Annotated in this window: 19 protein-coding genes and 2 riboswitches; of the genes, 10 read left to right on the forward strand and 9 right to left on the reverse strand. The window is 71.9% G+C overall.

Annotation, left to right across the window (positions count from 1 at the left end; genetic code table 11):
- The first annotated feature begins 24 nt into the window (after positions 1 to 24).
- Positions 25 to 1,284, forward strand: coding sequence for an Ig-like domain-containing protein (locus ACIRRS_RS23565; protein WP_402973956.1), 1,260 nt, complete (start codon positions 25 to 27; stop codon positions 1,282 to 1,284).
- Here ACIRRS_RS23565 and ACIRRS_RS23570 read toward each other — a convergent pair whose 3' ends face one another.
- The 5 genes from ACIRRS_RS23570 to ACIRRS_RS23590 form a co-directional block, all read right to left on the reverse strand.
- On the reverse strand, positions 1,285 to 1,656 hold the full coding sequence (locus tag ACIRRS_RS23570) for a GntR family transcriptional regulator (protein ID WP_402973959.1): 372 nt from the start codon (positions 1,654 to 1,656) through the stop codon (positions 1,285 to 1,287). It lies immediately after the preceding gene.
- Positions 1,657 to 1,761: 105 nt separating this feature from the next.
- A complete protein-coding gene (locus ACIRRS_RS23575) occupies positions 1,762 to 3,423 on the reverse strand; it encodes a cytochrome bc complex cytochrome b subunit (RefSeq protein ID WP_402973962.1) in 1,662 nt (553 codons plus the stop codon).
- Positions 3,420 to 4,472 carry a Rieske 2Fe-2S domain-containing protein gene (locus ACIRRS_RS23580; RefSeq protein WP_402973964.1) on the reverse strand — a complete coding sequence of 351 codons (1,053 nt, stop codon included), beginning with the start codon at positions 4,470 to 4,472 and terminating at the stop codon, positions 3,420 to 3,422. Before ACIRRS_RS23580 ends, ACIRRS_RS23575 begins: the two co-directional genes overlap by 4 nt.
- Positions 4,473 to 4,480: 8 nt before the next feature.
- The gene (locus ACIRRS_RS23585; protein WP_402973967.1) at positions 4,481 to 5,290 is read right to left on the reverse strand and encodes a c-type cytochrome; all 810 of its coding nucleotides are present in this window, start codon (positions 5,288 to 5,290) and stop codon (positions 4,481 to 4,483) included.
- A gap of 187 nt (positions 5,291 to 5,477) precedes the next feature.
- Positions 5,478 to 6,098, reverse strand: a complete 621-nt coding sequence (locus tag ACIRRS_RS23590; RefSeq protein WP_402973970.1) for a heme-copper oxidase subunit III — start codon at positions 6,096 to 6,098, stop codon at positions 5,478 to 5,480.
- A 399-nt stretch (positions 6,099 to 6,497) separates the two neighbouring features.
- On the opposite strand from ACIRRS_RS23590, the gene ACIRRS_RS23595 reads away from it, so the two are divergent.
- The 3 genes from ACIRRS_RS23595 to ACIRRS_RS23605 all read left to right on the forward strand — a co-directional run bounded on the left by ACIRRS_RS23595 (position 6,498) and on the right by ACIRRS_RS23605 (position 9,769).
- Positions 6,498 to 6,923 carry a hypothetical protein gene (locus ACIRRS_RS23595; RefSeq protein ID WP_402973973.1) on the forward strand — a complete coding sequence of 142 codons (426 nt, stop codon included), beginning with the start codon at positions 6,498 to 6,500 and terminating at the stop codon, positions 6,921 to 6,923.
- 133 nt (positions 6,924 to 7,056) lie between these two features.
- Complete coding sequence (trpD, locus tag ACIRRS_RS23600) at positions 7,057 to 8,133, forward strand: anthranilate phosphoribosyltransferase (RefSeq protein ID WP_402973976.1); 1,077 nt, start codon at positions 7,057 to 7,059, stop codon at positions 8,131 to 8,133.
- A 106-nt stretch (positions 8,134 to 8,239) separates the two neighbouring features.
- A riboswitch (SAM riboswitch) is annotated at positions 8,240 to 8,357 on the forward strand.
- Between the two features lie 50 nt (positions 8,358 to 8,407).
- On the forward strand, positions 8,408 to 9,769 hold the full coding sequence (locus ACIRRS_RS23605; protein WP_402973979.1) for an aminotransferase class V-fold PLP-dependent enzyme: 1,362 nt from the start codon (positions 8,408 to 8,410) through the stop codon (positions 9,767 to 9,769).
- Positions 9,770 to 9,776: 7 nt separating this feature from the next.
- Here ACIRRS_RS23605 and ACIRRS_RS23610 read toward each other — a convergent pair whose 3' ends face one another.
- Both ACIRRS_RS23610 and ACIRRS_RS23615 read right to left on the reverse strand, forming a co-directional pair.
- A complete protein-coding gene (locus ACIRRS_RS23610; protein ID WP_031071922.1) occupies positions 9,777 to 10,058 on the reverse strand; it encodes an Lrp/AsnC family transcriptional regulator in 282 nt (93 codons plus the stop codon).
- Positions 10,055 to 10,882, reverse strand: coding sequence for a rhomboid family intramembrane serine protease (locus tag ACIRRS_RS23615; RefSeq protein WP_402973982.1), 828 nt, complete (start codon positions 10,880 to 10,882; stop codon positions 10,055 to 10,057). The genes ACIRRS_RS23610 and ACIRRS_RS23615 overlap by 4 nt, the downstream gene beginning before the upstream one ends.
- A gap of 202 nt (positions 10,883 to 11,084) precedes the next feature.
- Here ACIRRS_RS23615 and ACIRRS_RS23620 point away from each other — a divergent pair, with 202 nt between their 5' ends.
- From ACIRRS_RS23620 to ACIRRS_RS23645, 6 genes are all read left to right on the forward strand, one after another.
- Entirely contained in the window at positions 11,085 to 11,345 is a 261-nt protein-coding gene (locus tag ACIRRS_RS23620; RefSeq protein ID WP_402973985.1) for a hypothetical protein, read from the forward strand.
- 281 nt (positions 11,346 to 11,626) lie between these two features.
- Positions 11,627 to 12,928 (forward strand): NYN domain-containing protein, encoded by a 1,302-nt coding sequence (locus ACIRRS_RS23625; protein WP_402974122.1) that lies wholly within the window; start codon positions 11,627 to 11,629, stop codon positions 12,926 to 12,928.
- 201 nt (positions 12,929 to 13,129) lie between these two features.
- Positions 13,130 to 14,167, forward strand: a complete 1,038-nt coding sequence (locus tag ACIRRS_RS23630) for an NlpC/P60 family protein (protein WP_402973988.1) — start codon at positions 13,130 to 13,132, stop codon at positions 14,165 to 14,167.
- 339 nt (positions 14,168 to 14,506) lie between these two features.
- Positions 14,507 to 14,656, forward strand: a riboswitch (cyclic di-AMP (ydaO/yuaA leader).
- Between the two features lie 10 nt (positions 14,657 to 14,666).
- A complete protein-coding gene (locus ACIRRS_RS23635) occupies positions 14,667 to 15,767 on the forward strand; it encodes an NlpC/P60 family protein (protein ID WP_402973991.1) in 1,101 nt (366 codons plus the stop codon).
- A 225-nt stretch (positions 15,768 to 15,992) separates the two neighbouring features.
- Positions 15,993 to 17,039, forward strand: a complete 1,047-nt coding sequence (locus ACIRRS_RS23640) for an NlpC/P60 family protein (protein WP_402973994.1) — start codon at positions 15,993 to 15,995, stop codon at positions 17,037 to 17,039.
- Positions 17,040 to 17,074: 35 nt separating this feature from the next.
- A complete protein-coding gene (locus ACIRRS_RS23645) occupies positions 17,075 to 18,184 on the forward strand; it encodes a hypothetical protein (RefSeq protein ID WP_402973996.1) in 1,110 nt (369 codons plus the stop codon).
- Positions 18,185 to 18,313: 129 nt separating this feature from the next.
- On the opposite strand, the gene ACIRRS_RS23650 is transcribed toward ACIRRS_RS23645, so the two are convergent.
- Positions 18,314 to 19,159, reverse strand: a complete 846-nt coding sequence (locus tag ACIRRS_RS23650; RefSeq protein WP_402973999.1) for a hypothetical protein — start codon at positions 19,157 to 19,159, stop codon at positions 18,314 to 18,316.
- Positions 19,160 to 19,382: 223 nt separating this feature from the next.
- Positions 19,383 to 19,814, reverse strand: a complete 432-nt coding sequence (locus ACIRRS_RS23655) for an NUDIX domain-containing protein (RefSeq protein WP_402974002.1) — start codon at positions 19,812 to 19,814, stop codon at positions 19,383 to 19,385.
- Between the last annotated feature and the right edge of the window lie 37 nt (positions 19,815 to 19,851).

A 19,851-nucleotide genomic window follows, 5' to 3' on the forward strand; every position in this document is an offset into this window, starting at 1 on the left:
TCGTGCGAACCTTCGGAGGCGGTCATGGCCGACAGGCGCGGAATCGCGGGTCTCGGCGGCATCTCGCTGGCCCTGGCAGTGCTGGCCCCGCTGGCCGCCTGCTCCTCCGGCGGGGAGGACGACACGGCCGCGCCCCACCGGGTGGACGCGGGCCCGCTGGTGCACCTCTCCGCGGAGGGCAGGGCCGACCCGTCCAAGCCGGTCACCGTGACCGCCGTGGAGGGCAGCCGCCTCACCGACGTCACCGTGGTCGGCCCGGACGGCCGGGTGGTCGCCGGAAGGCTCGCCGACGACCAGCACAGCTGGCAGACCACCGGCCACCTCAAGGCCGGCACCGCGTACGCCGTCAGGATCTCCGCCGACGACGGCCGGGGCGGCCGGGGCGACACCACCGCGAACTTCAGCACCCTCGCCGCCCAGCGCCTGCTCACCGCCAAGCTCGGCCCGGACTCCTCCGGCAGCGGCGTCTACGGCGTGGGCCAGCCCCTCACCGTCCAGCTCTCCGAGGCCGTGAAGGACCCGCAGGCCCGTCAGGAGGTCGAGCGGGCGCTGACCGTCACCTCCCAGCCCGCCGTCACGGGCTCCTGGTACTGGGTGGACGACAAGGACCTGCACTTCCGCCCCGAGGAGTACTGGCCCACGGGGACGACCGTCGCGCTGGCCTTCGAGGGCACCGGCAGCCGGATCGCGGACGGCCTCTACGGCGGCGACCGCAGCTCGCTGCGGCTGCGGATCGGCGAGCGCGTCGAGTCGGTGATCGACGCGGGCTCGCACGAGCTCACCCTCAAGCGCGACGGCGAGGTGGTCCGGACGATCCCGGTCACCACCGGCAAGCCCGGCTTCGACACCCGCAACGGCGTCAAGGTGGTGCTCGGCCAGGAGCGCTCCGTCCGGATGAACGGCGAGACGATCGGCATAGCCGCGGGCAGCACGGAGGCCTACGACCTCGACGTGCTGTGGGCCACCCGGGTGACGTGGAGCGGGGAGTACGTCCACGCGGCGCCCTGGTCCGTGGACTCGCAGGGGTACGCCAACGTCAGCCACGGCTGCACCGGGATGAGCACCGACAACGCCAAGTGGTTCTACGACAACACCCGGGTGGGGGACCTGGTGACGGTCGTCAACAGCCAGGGCGCCGAGATGGAGCCCTTCGGCAACGGCTTCGGGGACTGGAACGTCTCCTGGGCCTCCTGGGTCAAGCACAGCGCCCTCGGGCAGCCCGTGAGCACCACCGGCCCGGCCGGCCAGGCCCCGGCCGCCGGGATCATCCGCCCCGAGGTCTAGCTAGCCCTCCGGCAGGGCCGCGCGCAGGGCGTCGTCCGCCGCGGCCAGGGCCTCGGCCCGGGTCAGCCCCAGCCGGGCGGCCCGCTCGGCGAACTCGGCGGCGGCCGCGGCGGCCAGCCGGTGCGCGGTGTCCCCGGTGGCGGCGATCAGGGTCCCGCGGCGGCCGTGGGTCTCCACCACGCCGTCCGCCTCCAGCTCCTTGTAGGCCCGGGCGACCGTCCCGGCGGCCAGGCCCAGCTCCTCGGCGAGCGCCCGTACGGTCGGCAGCCGCAGCCCGGTGGGCAGCTCCCCGGAGCGGGCCCGGTCGGCGATCTGGGCGCGGATCTGCTCGTACGGGGGAGTGGCGGCGGCGGGGTCGACGGACAGCTGCACGGCGGGCTCCAGAGGGTGCGGGCGGGTACCGGAAAGGCCCGAGGGCCGCCGACCAGATGAACTCTGGTCAGCGGCCCTCGGGGTGACGCTGTGGCGCGTACGGGATCAGTGGTGGCCGTGGCCGCTGGTGATCTCGTGGTGCTCCTCGGCGGTCGGCTTGGGGATCTGGCTTCCCTTGCCGTAGAAGCCGCGGGACAGCTTGGCCCGGGTACGGGTGAGGATGCCGGCCTTGCGGGCCACGCCGTTCTCGTCCGTCGGGGCCGGCAGCTCGACCGGCGCGACCTGCTCGTGCGCGGTGAGCTTGTGCAGGTCGCCCTGCGGCAGCTGGGCGTGGATCTCGACGAACTCGCCGTGCGGCAGGCGCTTGATGACGCCCGTCTCGCGGCCGTGCAGCACCTTCTCCTTGTCGCGGCGCTGGAGGCCGAGGCACCAGCGCTTGGTGACGATGAAGGTGACGACCGGGACCACGAAGAACGCCACGCGGACGAAGTACGTGATCGAGTTGATCGACAGGTGCAGGTGGGTGGCGAACAGGTCGTTGCCACCGCCCATCAGCAGCACCAGGTACAGGCTGATCCAGGCGGCGCCCAGGCCGGTGCGGACCGGGGCGTTGCGCGGGCGGTCCAGGATGTGGTGCTCGCGCTTGTCGCCGGTGATCCAGCCCTCGATGAACGGGTACACCGCGATCGCGGCCAGGACCAGCGGGAAGATCACCATGACCGGCAGGAACACGCCCAGGTTCAGGGTGTGGCCCCACAGGCTGATCTCCCAGCCCGGCATGACGCGGACGAGGCCCTCGGAGAAGCCCATGTACCAGTCCGGCTGGGCGTCGGTGGACACCTGGTCGGGGCGGTACGGGCCGTACGACCAGATCGGGTTGATGGTGGCGATCGCCGACATGGCGGCGATGATGCCGAACACCAGGAAGAAGAAGCCACCGGCCTTGGCCATGTAGACCGGCATCAGCGGCATGCCGACGACGTTCTTCTCCGTCTTGCCCGGGCCCGCCCACTGGGTGTGCTTGTGGTAGAAGACCAGGATCAGGTGCGCCACCAGCAGGCCGAGCATGATGCCCGGGATCAGCAGCACGTGGATCGTGAAGAAGCGCGGCACGATGTCGTGGCCGGGGAACTCGCCGCCGAACAGGAACATCTGCAGGTACGAGCCGATCAGGGGGGTCGCCAGGATGGCGCCCTCCATGAAGCGGATACCGGTGCCCGACAGCAGGTCGTCCGGCAGGGAGTAGCCGAAGAAGCCGTCGAACATGCCCAGGGCCAGCAGCAGGAAGCCGAAGACCCAGTTGATCTCACGCGGCTTGCGGAACGCACCGGTGAAGAACACGCGCATCATGTGCACGAGCATCGCGGCCACGAAGACCAGGGCGGCCCAGTGGTGGATCTGACGGATCAGAAGACCGCCGCGGACCTCGAAGCTGATGTCGACCGTCGACTTGTACGCCTCGGACATGCCGATGCCCTTGAGGGGGATGTACGAGCCGTCGTAGATGACCTCGCCCATGGAGGGCTTGAAGAACAGCGTCAGGTACACGCCCGTCAGGATGATGATGACGAACGTGTAGAGGCAGATCTCGCCCAGCATGAAGGACCAGTGGTCCGGGAAGATCTTCCGCAGGTTGGCCTTGGCGAGGGAGTAGATCCCCAGCCGGCCGTCCGTCCAGTCAGCGGCGGCTTCCCACTTGTTGGCGGGCTTTTCGCGCGTGCTGGAGGGCTTGGCGGCACCGGAGGTGGTGCTGCTCGCGCTACTCATCGAGCACGCTCCCAGAAGCTCGGGCCGACGGGCTCAGCGAAGTCGCCGGTGGCGACCAGGTGGCCCTTCTCGTTCGTGGTGATCTTCAGCTGCGGCAGCGGGTGGCCGGCCGGGCCGAAGATGACGCGCGCGCCGTCCGCCAGGTCGAAGGTCGACTGGTGGCAGGGGCAGAGCGCGTGGTGCGTCTGCTGCTCGTAGAGGCTGATCGGGCAGCCGACGTGGGTGCAGATCTTCGAGTAGGCCAGGATGCCCTCGAAGCCGAGGCCCTTGGACTTGTCGTCCTTGATGTCCTCGGGCGCGATGCGCACCAGCATGAGGGCGTCCTTGGCGATCTGCTGCTGGAAGTCCTCGTCGTGGGTGGTCATGCCCTTGGGCATCGCGAAGGTCAGCGAGCCGATGAGGATGTCCTCCGGCTTGAGGGCCTCCATGGTGCTCATGTTGACGAGCTCCAGCGGCTGGGCCTCGGTGGCCTTCTTCCAGCCGGTCTCGGCCAGCTTCTTCTCGGGCAGCGGGCCGAGGTCGCGCAGCAGGACCACGCCGGAGAGCGGGACGAGCGCCATCGAGCCGATCAGCGTGTTGCGGATCATCTTGCGGCGGCCGAAGCCGGACTCCGCGGCACCGGTCTTGAACTGCTGGATGACGTCGGCGCGGACCTCTTCGTCGGCCTCGATCGGGTGGCGCTCGGCCGGGATCTCGACGTCCGACATCAGCGTGCGGGCCCAGTGGACCGCACCGGCGCCGATCATGAACAGCGCGACGCCCAGGGTCAGGCCCAGCGCGAAGTTCAGCGCGCTGACCTTGCCCAGCGGGAAGATGTAGACGATCTTGTCCGGGTCGATGGCCACGTACGAGGCGATGAAGCCGACGGTGGCGAGCATCGAGACCAGGAACATCAGCGAGACCTGGCGCTCGGCGCGCTTGGCGGCCCGCTCGTCGATGTCGGTGCGACGCGGCTCGTGGGCCGGCAGGCCCGGGTCGGCGAAGGGGTTGCCGTGCTCGGCCACCTCGCCGGCGGAGCCGTGGGACTCCGGCAGGTTCTCTTCTGACATGTCGTGGCTCATGACTTCTTGGCCTTGGTGGTGTGGGCGGCGACCCAGATCGCGACCGCGATGAGCGTGCCGAGCCCGAAGATCCAGCCGAACAGGCCCTCGGTCACCGGACCGAGGCTGCCGAGCGTGAGACCACCGGGGTTGGGCTCCTCGCTGGTGGTGTGGCGGACGAAGGCCACGATCTGCTTCTTCTGCTCCTCGGGCATGGTGCTGTCCGGGAACGACGGCATGTTCTGCGGGCCGGTCTGCATGGCCTCGTAGATGTGCTTGGCGTCCACGCCCTCGAGCGACGGGGCGTACTTGCCCTTCGTCAGGGCACCGCCCTGGCCGGCGAAGTTGTGGCACTGGGCGCAGTTGGTGCGGAACAGCTCGCCGCCCTTGGAGATGTCCTCCGGGTTGGTCGAGGTGTACTGCTCCGGCTTCGGCGTGACCGGGCCGGGGCCCAGGGAGCCGATGAACGCGGCGAGCTGGTCGATCTCGGCCTGCGAGTAGATGTTCTTCTTGCGCGGCACCTGGGCGCCGGGCTGCTGGGCGGGCATGCGGCCGGTGCCGACCTGGAAGTCGACGGAGGCGGTGCCGACGCCGACCAGGCTCGGGCCGTCGCTGCTGCCCTGGCCGTTCAGACCGTGGCAGGAGGAGCAGCCGACGGCGAAGAGCTTCTTGCCCTCTTCGATGTCGAGCGACTGCGCGGCGACCTCGGCCTGCGCCTTGTCGGCGGGCGCGAACGCGGCGTACAGCCCCCCGGTAGCCGCCAGGGCGAAGAGTAGGACGACCAGCGCCGCCAATGGGTGGCGCCGTCGTGCGGAGAGCTTTTTCACGGAATAACCCCGGTGTCAGGATCTGGTCGACTGGTGGGTGCACCCGGCGGCCGGTCTGGCCGGCACGAGGCTGCCTCTCTAGGGCTGCGCGCGCGGTCGGTCGGTGGGAGCGTCGGCACCGGCAGAAGCGGCCCTGCGCCGGTGAGGGCGGGGGCCGCAGCCGGTGGCCAGCGACCTGATCAGCTGGTTACTTGATCAGGTAGATGGTCGCGAACAGGCCGATCCACACGACGTCGACGAAGTGCCAGTAGTACGACACGACGATCGCCGCGGTGGCCTGCTCGTGCGTGAATCGCTTGGCTGCGTACGTCCGTCCCAGGACCAGCAGGAACGCGATCAGACCACCCGTCACGTGGAGGCCGTGGAAGCCGGTGGTCAGGTAGAACACCGTGCCGTACGGGTCGGAGGACAGCGAGAGGCCGTCCTTCTTGACCAGCTCGGTGTACTCGAAGATCTGACCGCCGATGAAGATCGCGCCCATGAAGAACGTCAGGATGAACCACGCGCGGAGCTTCTTCACGTCCCCGCGCTCGGCGGCGAACACACCGAGCTGACAGGTGAGCGAGGAGAGCACCAGGATCGTGGTGTTGCCCGCGGAGAAGGGGACGTTGAGGGCGTGCGCCTTCTCGGTCCAGAACTCCGGCCCCTTGACGGAGCGGAGCGTGAAGTACATCGCGAAGAGGGCCGCGAAGAACATCAGCTCGGAACTGAGCCAGACGATCGTTCCGACGCTGACCATGTTCGGTCGGTTGACCGATCCATGCGCGTGCCCGGTTTCTGTTGCTGTTGCTGTCGCCACGACGGACATTATGTCGGTCCCTTATTCCGTCTTCACGTCGGGGGGTGTCCCTCGGAGTGTCCGGTGCGTGCGGTATGCCCCCTTGAGGGGCCGAGGGGGGCGTCCACGGCGGCTGAGCAGGTGGGTGTCCCTTTTCTGACGGTTCCTCGACGGGGCCGTGGGGAGGCCCTTCCGGCGTGTTGTCACTGGGTCCGGGGGGCGTCCGGGAGTAAGGGGAGAGGGGCCGGACTCCACCGTACGGGTGGACGGCGTCGACGGGGGTGACGGGGTGTCCTCCAGGCGGGCGAGCGGCGGGCGCGTCGGCTTGAGGAGGAAGGTGTGCGCGGGGGAGTCGGTGAGGAGGGAAAGCGGAGTAGCATCCGGATCAGGCGAACGTGGTCCGGATCACACTTGAGGGAGCAGGGTCCCATGGCGTACACGACCTCCGAGACGCTCACCGTCCTGGTCTACAGCGACGACCGCAACACCCGCGAGCAGGTGCTGACGGCACTCGGCCGCCGGCCCGCCGAGGATCTTCCGGAACTGTCCTACCTGGAGTGCGCGACCACCCCCGCGGTGCTCAAGGCCCTGGAGAAGGGCGGGGTGGACCTGTGCGTGCTGGACGGCGAGGCCGTGCCGGCCGGCGGGCTCGGGCTCGGGCGCCAGTTGAAGGACGAGATCTACGGCTGCCCGCCGGTGCTGGTGCTGATCGGCCGGCCGCAGGACTCCTGGCTGGCCGCCTGGAGCCGGGCGGACGCCGCGATCTCCCACCCGGTGGACCCGGTGGCCCTGGCCGAGGCGGCCTCGGTGCTGCTGCGGGCGCGGGTGGCGAAGCGGGCGCCGGCCGGGCGCTGAGCGAATTCCGTTGTCAGAGGCGTCTCAGTACTAGAGAAGACACCGCCGCGGGCGAGCCGCCGCTCGATAGGCTGACTCCATCCGAACGGACGTCCCCCGGGCGACGGGGAACCGATGACAGCTGGAGTCAGCCATGGTGAACGTGAACCCTGCGAACGGCGGTAGCGACCCCGCGCAGGTGGTCCGCACCTGGCCGGACCTCCTGTCGGCGCTCCTGGCGGGGGAGGACCTCGACCGTTCGGCCACCGCCTGGGCGATGGACCGGATCATGAGCGGCGAGGCGTCCCCCGTACAGGTGGCCGGCTTCATGGTCGCGCTGCGGGCCAAGGGCGAGACGGTCGAGGAGATCACCGGCCTGGTGGACGCGATGTACGCGCACGCCGAGCCGCTGGAGATTCCCGGGCCGGCGGTGGACATCGTCGGCACCGGCGGGGACCGGGCGAAGACCGTCAACATCTCCACCATGTCCGCGATCGTCGCCGCGGCCGCGGGCGCGAAGGTGGTCAAGCACGGCAACCGGTCCGCCTCCTCGGCGAGCGGCTCCTCGGACGTGCTGGAGAAGCTCGGCGTCCGGCTCGACCTCTCCGGCCGGCGGGTGGCCGAGGTCGCCGAGGAGGTCGGGCTCACCTTCGCCTTCGCGGCGAAGTTCCACCCCTCCATGCGGCACGCCGCCCCCGCGCGCAGCGGCCTGGGGGTGCCGACCTCCTTCAACATCCTCGGCCCGCTGACCAACCCGGCGAAGGTCACCGCGCACGCGATCGGCTGCTTCGACACCCGGCTCTCGGGGCTGATCGCCGGGGTGCTCGCCCGGCGCGGCTCCACCGCGCTGGTCTTCCGGGGTGACGACGGGCTGGACGAGCTGACCATCAGCACCACCTCGCGGGTGTGGATCGTGCGGGACGGCGGCGTCACCGAGACCACCCTGGACCCGCGGGACCTGGGCATCGAGCTGGTCGGCATCGAGGCGCTGCGCGGCGGCGACCCGTCGTTCAACGCCGAGGTCGCGCGGAGGCTGCTGGCCGGGGAGCGCGGGCCGGTGCGGGACGCCGTCCTGCTGAACACGGCCTCGGCGCTGGTGGCGCTCGACCTGGGCGACGCGCCGCTGGTCGAGCAGCTCGCGGCGGGCATGGAGCGGGCCGCGGAGGCGATCGACTCGGGGAGGGCCGAGGACCTGCTGCGGCGCTGGTCGGCGGCCACCTCCCGGATCTGAGGCGGGAGTTGAGGCCCGTACCGGTGCGCCGGTACGGGCCTTCGGCCTGTCCGGATGGTGGATGGTCGTTTGACCGTCGAGCGGGTGCGATCTAGAGTCTTGGCCAGGTCATGAGTGACAGCGACAAGCCCCAGCTTGCTGTCCGGCAACCCTCCGTCCGTGGCGGGGTGCCCTGGGTGAGGACCGGGTCGTTCGGCGCATCGTCCGGGCGGCAAGCGCGGACGCCGGAGTGTCAGCACTCCCGGGGTCCCTCACCCTGAAGGAGTGCATCCTCATGTCTGTCGCCGTCGAAATCTGCACCCCCCTCGCCGTCCTCGGTGCCGACGTCCAGGTCCCGCTCGCCAGCGGTGAGAAGGTCGGCTACGCGGCGCTCGACTACGCGGCCAGCTCCCCGGCGCTCCAGCGGGTGTGGGACGACGTCGCCGCGTACGCGCCGTACTACGGCAGCGTGCACCGCGGGGCCGGGTACCTCTCGCAGCTGTCCACCGACCTGTTCGAGCAGAGCCGGCGCACCGTCGCCGAGTTCCTCGGGCTGCGCGAGGGCGACCAGGTGGTCTTCACCCGCGCCACCACCGACTCCCTCAACCTGCTCGCCTCCGCGCTGCCCGCCGGCACCCGGGTGTTCGCCTTCGAGACCGAGCACCACGCCTCGCTGCTGCCCTGGGCGCACGCCGGACTGGACGTCAGCTACCTGCGGGCGCCGCGCTCGCGGGCCGAGGCGGTGGCCGCGCTGGACGCCGCGCTCGCCGAGGCCCCCGAGGGCCCCAAGCTGCTCTGCGTCACCGGCGCCTCCAACGTCACCGGCGAGCTGTGGCCCGTGGCCGAGCTGACCGAGACCGCGCACCGGCACGGCGCCTGGGTCGTGCTCGACGCCGCGCAGCTGGCCCCGCACCACCGGGTGTCGGTGAGCGAGCTGGACGTGGACTGGATCGCCTTCTCCGGCCACAAGATCTACGCGCCCTTCGGCGCCGGGGTGCTGGCCGGCCGGGCGGACTGGCTGGACGAGGCCGAGCCGTACCTGGCCGGCGGCGGGGCGACCCGGACGGTGGCCCGCGAGGTCGACGGCTCGGTGGCCGTCCAGTGGCACACCGGCCCGGCGCGGCACGAGGCCGGCTCGCCGAACGTCATCGGCGCCTACGCGATCGCCTCGGCCTGCCGGGCGCTGACCGAGGCCGGGTTCGACGCGCTGGAGGCCCGCGAGCGGCAGCTGGTGCGGCGGCTGACGGCCGGGCTGGCGGAGATCCCCGAGGTCCGGGTGCTGAACCTGTTCGGCGCCGGCTCCGCCCGGGTGGGCGTGCTGTCCTTCGTCGTCCAGGGCTGGAACAGCTCGCACTTCTCGGCCGCGCTGTCCGCCGAGTACGGCATCGGGGTGCGCGACGGCCTGTTCTGCGCCCACCCGCTGGTGCGGACCCTGCTCGGGGACGAGGAGGCGGCGCCGTCCGAGTGCGGGGCGCCCGAGCCCTCGCTGCCGGGCGAGCGCAGCCTCAACGCGATCCGGGTGAGCTTCGGCGCGGGGACGCCGGACGAACACATCGAGCGGTTCCTGACCGCCGTCCGCGAGCTGGTCACGGACGGCGCGGCCTGGAACTACCGCAACGAGGGCGGGCGTTGCGTGGCAGACACCCGCCGGGGCTGAGCCCCTCCTACTCGTCCAGGCCCAGGGCGAAGGCCGCGTCCAGGTCGTGCTGGGAGTAGGTGCGGAAGGCGATCTGGGTCTCGGTGTGGGCCACGCCCGGGACCTTGTTGAGCCGGCCGGGGATGACGTCGGCCAGGTCGTCGTGCCGACGGACGCGGACCATCGCCACCAGGTCGTAGCCGCCGGTCACCGAGTACACCTCGCTGACGCCTTCGAGGGCGGCGATGGCCTCGGCGATCTCCGGGATGCGGTCGACGCTGGTCTTGATCAGGACGATGGCGGTGATCACTGTTCGGGCTCCTTCGTGAGGTGCCGCCAGGGTATCGGGCGTCGGCCGGGGCGTCTCGGGGGGTGGTCGACGAGGGTGCAGGCGTACAGGAAGCCCGCCGAGAAGCCGATCACGTGGACCAGGTAGGCGACCCCGGGGCCCGCCGAGTGCACCGACCACCACTGGAGGGTGAACCAGAGGCCGAGCACCAGCCAGGCCGGGAAGCGCAGCGGCAGGAACAGCAGCAGCGGGACGAGCGTGGTCACCCGGGCCCGGGGGTGCAGGCGCAGGTAGGCGCCGAGCACGGCGGAGATCGCGCCCGAGGCGCCGATCAGGACGCGGGTGGAGTCGGGGGAGTGGGCCTCGGCGAGGGCGAAGCCGTACGTGGCCACGCTGCCGGCGGCCAGGTAGAAGAGGGCGAACCGGGCGCGGCCCAGGCGCCGTTCGACGGTCGGGCCGAAGACGTGCAGGAAGAGCAGGTTGCCCAGCAGGTGCAGCCAGCCGGCGTGCAGGAACATCCCGGTGAGCACGGACAGCGCCGGGTGCTTGCCCGGGGTCGGGGCGGCCGGGCAGCCGGGGACGGGGTCGGGGGCCTCGGCGAGCTGGTCGGACGTCAGCGGGCGGCCCGCCAGCAGCTCCGCCGGGACGGCGCCCCAGCGCTGCTCGTACCGCTGCTCCGCGCAGACCCGGGCCTGCCCGGTGCCGTAGAGCGGGTTGAGGCCGGCGGCGGGGCCGAGCAGGAACACCAGGGTGTTGAGCGCGATCAGGGCGTAGCTGACCGCCGGGGCGGGCGCGGCCGGGCGCCCGGCCGGCGTGCCGGTGTGGTCGGGAGCCGGGAGCGCCATGGGGCCAAGCATCCCTGTCGGGGCGGGAGATGACGCGTTTCCGTACGGCAGGTGGAGCAACCGTTGCCATCCCCTGAACCGGTGGCCCCGGTGGTTGTCCCAGGCAATAGGCTTGGTGCGGGCAATCCCGCCTCCCGCCGCCGACGCCGGGGCTCCGGGGGGAGCGCCTAGCCCACACCAGGGACCACCGAGAGGACCCCCGATGACCGTCCCCGCCCTGACCGCAGAGACGCGCTGGCGCTGCACGCTGTGCGGCAACCTGACCCGCTTCGACGTGACCCGCACCGCGCGGGTGACGGAGTTCCTGCACTTCGACCTGGCCGGCGAGTCCAAGGTCGAGGAGACGCAGGTGCTGAGCGAGACCGTCGAGTCGGTGCGCTGCCGCTGGTGCAACGCGGTGGACCAGGTCGAACTGGTGGCCCGTCCGGGTGCCGAGGGCGACGCCGAGGTCGCTCAGGGCTGAGGCCCGGCCGGTGCGGCGGGCGGAGCGGAGCAGGGCCGTCCGCCGCACGGGACAATACAGAACAAGACGCACGGAGCGTGACGACAGGGGCGGCCGAGGTCGCGCCCCGCTGGACCAGGATCGGAGCCGAGGACGTGGTGGACGCAGCGAAGGAGCCCGGCGAAGCGCAGGGGCTTCGGCCCGCTGCGCCGGAGCGGGCGGCGGAGGCCGGGCAGGCCCCGTCCGAGCCGTCCGAGCCGTCCGAGCAGTCCGAGGCCGCGGCGGAGCGGGCCGTCGAGAAGCTGGACCGGCCGCTGCCCGAGGGGGTGCGCCGACGCGTCGTCGGCCTGGCCTCGGACGCGCTCGGCGGGCTCCCGGCGGCCGAGCTGCCGCAGAGCCTGCGCCAGTACGCCAAGTTCACCCCCGCGCGGCGGGCCAAGTACGCGGCGACGGCCCTGGCGGCGGCGCTGGAGTCCGAGCCGGCCTTCCGGGTGCGGATAGCGGAGCGGCTGCGGCTGGGGCAGCCGGACCTGGTCAAGGCGCTGGAGTCGGGCACGGTGCCCGGCGCCGCCGATCCGATGGACGTCGCGGCGGCCGCCTACCTGGTGCGCTCCTCCGGCTGGAGCCGGCTGGTCGCCGAGGCGGGCGAGGAGGCCGAGCGGGCGGGCGCCGAGGGCGCGGCCGCGGAGGCCGCCCGGCTGGTGGAGAAGCTGCAGGCCGAGCTCGCCGAGCTGAGGGCCGGAGCCCGGGCGGACCTGGACCGCCAGCGGGCCGACGCCGAGGAGGTCCGGCGGGAGGCGGAGTCGCTGCGCAAGAAGGTGCGGTCGCTGGAGAGCGACACCCGGCGGGCGCAGGCCGAGACGCGCCGGCTGGCCGGGGAGCTGGATGCGGCGAAGGCGCAGGCGGTGGCCGAGCGCAGCGCCGCCGAGAGCGAGGCGCGGCGGCTGCGGCACCGGGTCACGGAGCTGGAGACCGCCGTCGAGCAGGGCCGCCGGTCGGCCCGCGAGGGGCGCAGCGTCGAGGACATGAGGCTGCGGCTGCTGCTGGACACCGTGCTGCAGTCCGCGCAGGGCCTCCAGCGGGAGCTGGCGCTGCCCGTCTCCCAGATCCGCCCGGCGGACCTGGTGGAGGCGGTGGTGCCGGGGGCCGCCTCGCCGCACGACGTGGCCCGGCGGGGGCTGGCGGAGGACGATCCGGCGCTGCTGGACCAGCTGCTGGCGATCCCGCAGGTCCACCTGGTGGTGGACGGCTACAACGTGACCAAGACGGGGTACCCGACGCTGCCGCTGGAGCAGCAGCGGATCAGGCTGCTGGGCGGGCTGGCGATGCTGGCGCAGCGCACGCAGGCGGAGGTCACCTGCGTGTTCGACGGGCAGGACCTGGACGTGCCGGTGATCATGGCGCCTCCGCGCGGGGTCCGGGTGCGGTTCAGCCGGACCGGGGAGACGGCGGACGAGCTGATCCGGCGTCTGGTGCGGGCCGAGCCCCAGGGCCGTCCGGTGGTGGTGGTCTCCACCGACCGGGAGGTGGCCGAGGGCGTGCGCAAGGCGGGTGCGCGCCCGGTCGCCTCGGTGCTGCTGCTGAACCGGCTCGCGCGGCCCTGACCGGCCGCCGTCGGGCATGACGGCTGGTCAGCCGCCGGTGGGCCGCGGTGTGCGGATCTGGTGAAGTCCGGGAGGAAAGCGGAGTTCACGCCTTCGGGGGAGTGGCGGAACGCTTCGATCTTCTACTAGGGTCTGGCGTCAAACCTATTTCCGGATTCTCACTCGTTCTGGTGAGTCCGTATGGAAGAAGGAGCCGGTCTCTTGGCCTCCCACCGCCGTCCCAAGCAGCCGAGTCGCGCGCGGGTCTCCGTGTTCACCGCTGCCGCTGCGACCGCGGTCGCCCTCTCGGCCCAGGTGGCCGCGCACGCCGCGCCCCAGCCGAACAAGGAAGATGTCAAGGCGCAGATCGACAAGCTCCAGGAGGAGCAGGAGCAGGCGGCCGAGAAGTACAACGGCGCCAAGGAGCGGGCCGACCAGCTGCGCAAGCAGGCCGCGACCCTCCAGGACCAGGTGGCCCGCAGCCAGGAGCAGATGACCCAGCTGCAGACCGGTCTGGCCGGGGTGGCGGGCGAGCAGTACCGCACCGGCGGCATCGACCCGTCCGTCCAGCTGATGCTCTCCTCCGACCCGTCCGGCTACCTGCAGAAGGCGTCCAGCGTCCAGCAGGCCACCGCCAGCCAGAGCGAGGCCCTCAAGGGGCTGCTGGAGCAGCAGCGCAAGCTGGACCAGGAGAAGGCCGAGGCGGCCGCCGTCCTGACCTCGCTGGACACCACCACCAAGGACCTCAACCAGGCCAAGGCGGACGTCAACGCCAAGCTCAAGTCCGCGCAGGACCTGCTGAACTCGCTCAGCGCCTCCGACCGCGCCGCGCTGAAGGCCCAGCAGGCCGCCGCCGACCGCGCCTCGCGCGGCTCGGACCGCGCGGACCTCGGCCCGCTGCCGCAGGCGAGCGGCTATGCGGGCGTGGCCGTGTCCAAGGCGATGGGCAAGCAGGGCTCCCCGTACGTGTGGGGCTCGACCGGGCCGAACACCTTCGACTGCTCGGGCCTGATGGTCTGGGCGTACGGCCAGGCCGGCATCTCGCTGCCGCGCACCTCGCAGGAGCAGGGCAACGTCGGTACCCGGGTGCCCTCGCTGGACCAGGCCCAGCCGGGCGACCTGGTGGTCTACGGCCCCGACCGGCACCACGTCGGGATGTACATCGGCAACGGCATGGTGGTCCACGCGCCGCACACCGGTGACGTGGTGAAGGTGATGAAGGCCGACGCGATGCCGATCAACACGATCCGCCGGGTCTGACGTCCCGACACGCCGGGACGGGCCCTGCGGGCCCTGTGACTCGCACCACCCCCGTCTCCTCGGGGGTGGTGTTCGTTTTTGACCGTCCGATGGCTGATTCGTGAAATCAGATCAGCTATGCGTATGGATGTGATCACCTTCGGTCATTTTCACAAAAGAACTTGGGTAATCTTCCGTCTTTTTTCTGACAAGGATTTGAACCGATCACGGTTCAGTTACTAGGGTCGTGCTCCGAACCACCGCACTGTCGATCGCCCAGCCTGGGTGGCGGCGGTGGTTCCCGCCGAGTTCGCGAAGCAGCGGGGCAGGTCGGTACGACTGTCCGACAGGGGAGCCCAGTAACCGGGGGCGCTGTGGAACGGAGCCGGGGAACCATGTTCCTCCGGGGTGAATCGGCGCCAGGTCGGCCGGTGGAACGGCCGTGAGGCGTCGTAGGGTGCTTCCGGCCCGAACCCGTCAGCTCACCCGGTAGGCGGACGTGAAGAAGGAGCCCGCCTTCGTGGCGTCCCATCGTCGTCCCAAGCCCGCCGGGCGCACTCGCGTCTCGATCCTGACCGGTGTCGCCGCCGCGGCCGTCGCGCTCTCCGCGCAGACCGGCGCCCACGCCGACCCGCAGCCCACCCTGGACCAGGTCAAGGGTCAGGTCGACAAGCTCAACGAGCAGGCCGAGCAGGCGAGCGAGAAGTACAACGCCTCGCAGGAGAAGCAGCAGACGCTGCAGAAGCAGGTCTCGGACCTCCAGGACCAGGTCGCCCGGCAGCAGTCGAAGGTGACGGACCTGCAGGGCGGTCTCGCCGAGGTCGCCGGGGAGCAGTACCGCAACGGCGGCATATCCCCGACCGTCCAGCTGATGTTCAACTCCAGCCCGGACAGCTTCCTCAACCAGGCCGGCCAGCTGAACCAGGTGAGCAGCACCCAGAAGGGGCAGCTCAAGGAGCTCCAGGGCGAGCAGCGCCAGCTGGACCAGGCGCGCGGTGAGGCCCAGGGCAAGCTCACCGAGCTCGACGCCACCACCAAGCAGCTCAAGGCGGACAAGGACGACATCCAGGGCAAGCTCAAGGCCGCCCAGGACCTCCTCAACACGCTGACCGAGAAGCAGCGCGAGGAGATGCGCGCGGCCGACGCTGCCGCAGCCGCCAAGGCGCAGGCCGAGGCGACGAAGGCCGCCCCGCCCGCCGCCGACCGCGCCTCGCGCGACAGCAGCCGCAGCAGCGACGTCGCCGCCCCGGTCTCCGTCGCCCCCGGCAGCTCGCACGGCGCCGCCGCCCTGTCGTACGCGGCCTCCAAGCTCGGCAGCCCGTACGTCTACGGCGCCACCGGCCCCGGCTCGTTCGACTGCTCGGGTCTGGTGCAGTGGGCGTTCAACCAGGCCGGCGTGTCGCTGCCGCGCACCTCGCAGGAGCAGGCCCACGCCGGCACCCGGATCGGCAGCGACCTCTCCGTGGCGCAGCCCGGCGACGTGCTGATCTTCTACGGCGACGCCCACCACGTCGGCATCTACGCCGGCAACGGCCAGGTGCTGCACGCGCCCAAGCCGGGTGCCTCGGTGCGCTACGAGGCGGTCTCCAACATGCCGCTGGCGTCCGTCGTGCGGGTCTGATCCCGTCCGGTTCCTCCAGGCCCGGCCTCCCCTCGCGGGAGGCCGGGCCTGCGGCTTTGTCGGCGGCTCGCTCTGATGTCTGATTCAGGGGTGAATATTCGGGCTGGTAGGGGTTTGGACTCGATTGCCCGGACTCGCTAACGTCTGCCACCGGACTCCCGCTCCAGGGCCGCCCGTTCCGGGCGGCGGCGGGGCCCGCGCCGCAGGATCGGAGTCGCAGCCGTCATGCCCGTGCACCGCCGTTCCCGACTGCTCGCCCGTGCGCTGGTGCTGACCGCGGCCGCCACCACCGCCATCGGCGTCACCGCCGCGGGCGGCGCCCAGGCCGCCCCCGGAAGCCCGGACGGGCCCAGCCGCAAGGACGTCAAGTCCCAGGTCGAGCAGCTGTACGACGAGGCCGAGCAGGCCTCGGAGAAGTACAACGCCGCGCAGGAGGCCCAGAAGCGCCTCCAGGGCGAGACCACCGTCCTCCAGGGCGAGATCGCCACCGCGCAGGACCAGCTCAACGAGCTGCGCGGCGACCTCGCCGCCGTGGCCGGAGCCGAGTACCGGGGCGGCGGGATGGCCAGGACCGCCCAGCTGATGCTCTCCAGCGACCCGGAGGGCTACCTCTCCCGGGCCCGCACGCTCGACCAGGCCGCCACCCGCCAGCAGGAGACGCTGCACGAGGTGGTCACCCGTCAGCGCCGGCTCGACCAGCGGCGCACCGAGGCCGCCGCCAAGCTGGAGGCGCTGGAGCAGACCCGCCGCACCCTGGCCGACAGCAAGCAGGACATCCAGCAGCGCCTGGCCAAGGCGCAGAAGCTGCTCAACAGCCTCAGCGCGGGCGAGCGCGCGCGGATGACCGCCCAGGACGCCCGGGACGCCGAGCAGCGCGCCACCCGGGGCACCGACCGGCTCGACCTCGGCGACGCCCCGCCCGCCTCCGAGCGCGGAGCGGCCGCGCTGGCCGCCGCGGTGCGGATGATCGGCTCCCCGTACGTCTACGGTTCCGCGGGACCCCGTGCGTTCGACTGCTCCGGTCTGATGTACTACAGCTGGCGGCAGGCCGGAGTGACCCTGCCGCGGACCTCGCAGGCCCAGGCGTACGCCGGGCAGCGGATCAGCCTCTCCGAAGCGCGGCCGGGAGACCTGGTGATCTTCTACCGGGACATGCACCACGTCGGCATGTACGCCGGCGGCGGGGTGATCGTGCACGCCCCGTACCCGGGCGCCAGGGTGCGGTACGAGAGCGTCAACGCGATGCCCGTCTCCGGGGTGGTCCGGCTCTGAGCGTCCCGCCTCCCCCCATATCCCGGCGCGGCGCGTTGCTGCTCGCCGCCGCCGGGCTGGCCCAGCTCTCCCTGCCGCCGGCCGCCCCCGCGGTGCCCCTCCCGCGCGCGGACGGGCGGCGGGCCGAGGTGGAGTCGCTGCTGGCGGCCCGGGCGGCGGCGCTGCCCGCGCCGGTCGGGGCCGCGTACCGCAACCTCGTCCTCTCGGCGCCGGCCGGGCCGGGGCGGCTCACCGTCTCCGCCGACCTGGCGGTGCGGATCGCCGGGTACGACGACCAGCCGGTGGTGTACCCGCGCCGGATCGAGCTGGAGGCGGCCGGGGCGGGCTGGACCGTACGGAGCGAGGAGCGGGCGGGCGGGCCGCCGCCGCTGTGGGACCTGGGCGCCCTGCGGACCGCCGCCGGGGCGCACTGCCTGGTGCTCGGCCTCGACGGCGGGCCCGACCCGGCCGCCCTGGCCGCGCTCGGCGACCGCGCCGTCCCCGCCGTGAGCGAACTCTGGGGCGGCGGCTGGCCGGGCCGGGTGCTGCTCGAACTGCCCGCCACCGAAGCCCAGTTCGCGCAGCTGCTGGAGGCCGACCCGGCGGGCTGGACGGGCATGGCGGCCGTCACCGTCGCCGCTCCCGGCGCCCCCTGGCACTCCCCGGCGGACCGGGTGGTCGTCAACCCCGAGACGTACGGGCGGCTCAGCGAGTTCGGGCGGCAGGTCGTCCTCACCCACGAGACCACCCACGTCGCGACCAGGGCCGACACCCGCGCCTGGACGCCGCTGTGGCTCTCCGAGGGCGTCGCCGACTGGACGGCCTACCGGGGCTCGGGCCGCACCCCGCAGCAGATCGCCCCCGAGCTGACCAGGGACGTCGTCGCCGGGCGGCTGCCCGCCGCGCTGCCCGAGGACCGGGCCTTCGCCGCCGGGGCCGAGGGCATCGCCCAGGCCTACGAGCAGTCCTGGCTCGCCTGCGCCCTGATCGACCGCCGCTACGGGCCGGGCCGGCTGGTCGCCCTCTACCGCGCGGTCGGCGCCGCCGACGGGCAGGGCGAGGAGCGCGAGCACCGGCTCGATCGGCTACTGAGGGGCGAACTGGGGGTCGGGCTGGCCGAGTTCACCCGGCTCTGGGTCGACGAGGTTGCGGCGCTCCGTAGTTAGGCCCCTGCGCCGCTGCCGTGCATGATCCCCTTGTTGCGCATGCTCACCGCCGTTCCCCACCATCCACCCCCACCCGCCTGTCGGCGGGTGCCCGCCCCGGCCCTCGCCGGATTGCTGGGGCAGCGTGTTTCAGGCAGCGCAGTGTGCAGGCCGAGTGCCAGTCAGTGTGGCACGCAAGGCGGTTCGGGCTCGGGCGGCTCCTGTGGCCGTCACGTTCGAGCCCTGGCTGACTACGGAGGTTCGGGGTGTCAGGCCGGCACAGGGGCGGCAGATGCCGGGTTGGGGTACGGGGTCGTGGCACTTGGCGCACTCGGAGAATCTGGCCGCTGCTGTTGCGGCCTTGGCGGGAGGCATCTTTCGCTCCAGCCGGTATCGGAGCACGGCGGCTGCCGAGTGCATGGGGACGGGCAGTCCTGGCAGTAGGGCGTGGGCGAGGTCGGCGGGCGTGCTGCCGCGCGTCAGCCACTGGGCGACGAGCGGTGCCAACTCCCGTGCCTCGGCCTCGCCGAGGCGCAGTCGCGGCTCGGACCGGAGCACTCGGAACAGGGTGGTCACCGCTTCGCGCTCGGCGTCCGATGGCGCGGGGAGGGTGGGTTCTTGCTCCCGGTTCTTTACTTCGGACCCGACAGCACCACCGGCAGCCCCTCCACCGGAGGCCGGAGGGGTGGCACTCGGTGGCCCGAGCTGCGGGGTGTCATAGACGTGGGTCTCGGTACGGATGGTGCCGTCCGGCAGTCGGACCTTCTCGACGCGGTAGTACCCGGCTTCGGTCAGTTCCTTGAGGGCCTTGCGGATCGCGCCGCGCCCCTGGGGGCTGGTGTCGGCCATGTGCCGTCCGTCCTCGCGCCAGCCGTCCGGGCGGGAGAGGAGGTCGGCGAGCAGGCCGCGGGCGGTGTAGGACAGCCGCCGGTACTGCAGCACGCAGTTGGGCAGCACGGTGAAGTCGCGCACGTGGGCGCTACGATGGACACGCATGGGGAGTTGACGCTCCTGGTGCCGGACCCCGGAGCGTTGGCGCGCTGCCGGGGTCGCCTGTTATTCGGTTTGCGTGCGGAACGTATCACAATGAGTAGACAGACAAGTCCCTTTTATATTAGCGATACTGACTGTCAATCAGATTGCTTTCGCTTTCCAGTGAAACGTGTGCAACGGTCGTCGTTTTGTGCGCTCGGGTGATCGAGTGACAGGTCCGTTGCGGTCAGCGGGCAGGGAGGAGTTCGCCGCGCTCGACGGCCTCGCGCAGGACGGCGGCGAAGTCCTGGGGCAGGAGGTTGACCGCGTCGAGGGCGTCGATGGTCAGGGGGATCTCTTCGAGGAGGTATTCGCCTCGGCCTTCCTGGCTGAATTCGGGGCCGGTGCGGTCCTCGAAGCTCCACTTCCTGATGGTGGCGAGGTAGAAGTCCTGGCGCTCGTCGTCGGTTTCGATGGTGCGGAGGAGGCTGACGATTTTGGCCTCGCCGGCGATCTCTTCGCGGACCTCGCGCAGGAGGGCCTCCTCGGGATTGGCGTCGGTCGGTTCGATCTTGCCGCCGACGATCACCCAGTAGGGGTCGATGCCGGGGCGGAGGCGCTTGATCAGCAGCATGCCGTTGTTCGGGGTGAGGAGGACGGCGCGGACGCGGTGCTGCATGGTGGTCTCTTCCTGTATCGAGGCTCCCGCCCGAGTA

The sequence above is a fragment of the Kitasatospora sp. NPDC101183 genome, assembly GCF_044767945.1.
In the GTDB taxonomy this organism is placed as follows: Bacteria; Actinomycetota; Actinomycetes; order Streptomycetales; family Streptomycetaceae; genus Kitasatospora.

Coding starts and splice junctions, on each gene's coding strand:
- ACIRRS_RS23565 (WP_402973956.1), top strand. CDS start 25: ATGGCCGACAGGCGCGGAATCGCGGGTCTCGGCGGCATCTCGCTGGCC.
- ACIRRS_RS23575 (WP_402973962.1), bottom strand. CDS start 3,423: ATGAGTAGCGCGAGCAGCACCACCTCCGGTGCCGCCAAGCCCTCCAGC.
- ACIRRS_RS23580 (WP_402973964.1), bottom strand. CDS start 4,472: ATGTCAGAAGAGAACCTGCCGGAGTCCCACGGCTCCGCCGGCGAGGTG.
- ACIRRS_RS23590 (WP_402973970.1), bottom strand. CDS start 6,098: ATGTCCGTCGTGGCGACAGCAACAGCAACAGAAACCGGGCACGCGCAT.
- ACIRRS_RS23595 (WP_402973973.1), top strand. CDS start 6,498: ATGGCGTACACGACCTCCGAGACGCTCACCGTCCTGGTCTACAGCGAC.
- trpD (WP_402973976.1), top strand. CDS start 7,057: ATGGTGAACGTGAACCCTGCGAACGGCGGTAGCGACCCCGCGCAGGTG.
- ACIRRS_RS23605 (WP_402973979.1), top strand. CDS start 8,408: ATGTCTGTCGCCGTCGAAATCTGCACCCCCCTCGCCGTCCTCGGTGCC.
- ACIRRS_RS23615 (WP_402973982.1), bottom strand. CDS start 10,882: ATGGCGCTCCCGGCTCCCGACCACACCGGCACGCCGGCCGGGCGCCCG.
- ACIRRS_RS23620 (WP_402973985.1), top strand. CDS start 11,085: ATGACCGTCCCCGCCCTGACCGCAGAGACGCGCTGGCGCTGCACGCTG.
- ACIRRS_RS23640 (WP_402973994.1), top strand. CDS start 15,993: ATGCCCGTGCACCGCCGTTCCCGACTGCTCGCCCGTGCGCTGGTGCTG.
- ACIRRS_RS23650 (WP_402973999.1), bottom strand. CDS start 19,159: ATGCGTGTCCATCGTAGCGCCCACGTGCGCGACTTCACCGTGCTGCCC.
- ACIRRS_RS23655 (WP_402974002.1), bottom strand. CDS start 19,814: ATGCAGCACCGCGTCCGCGCCGTCCTCCTCACCCCGAACAACGGCATG.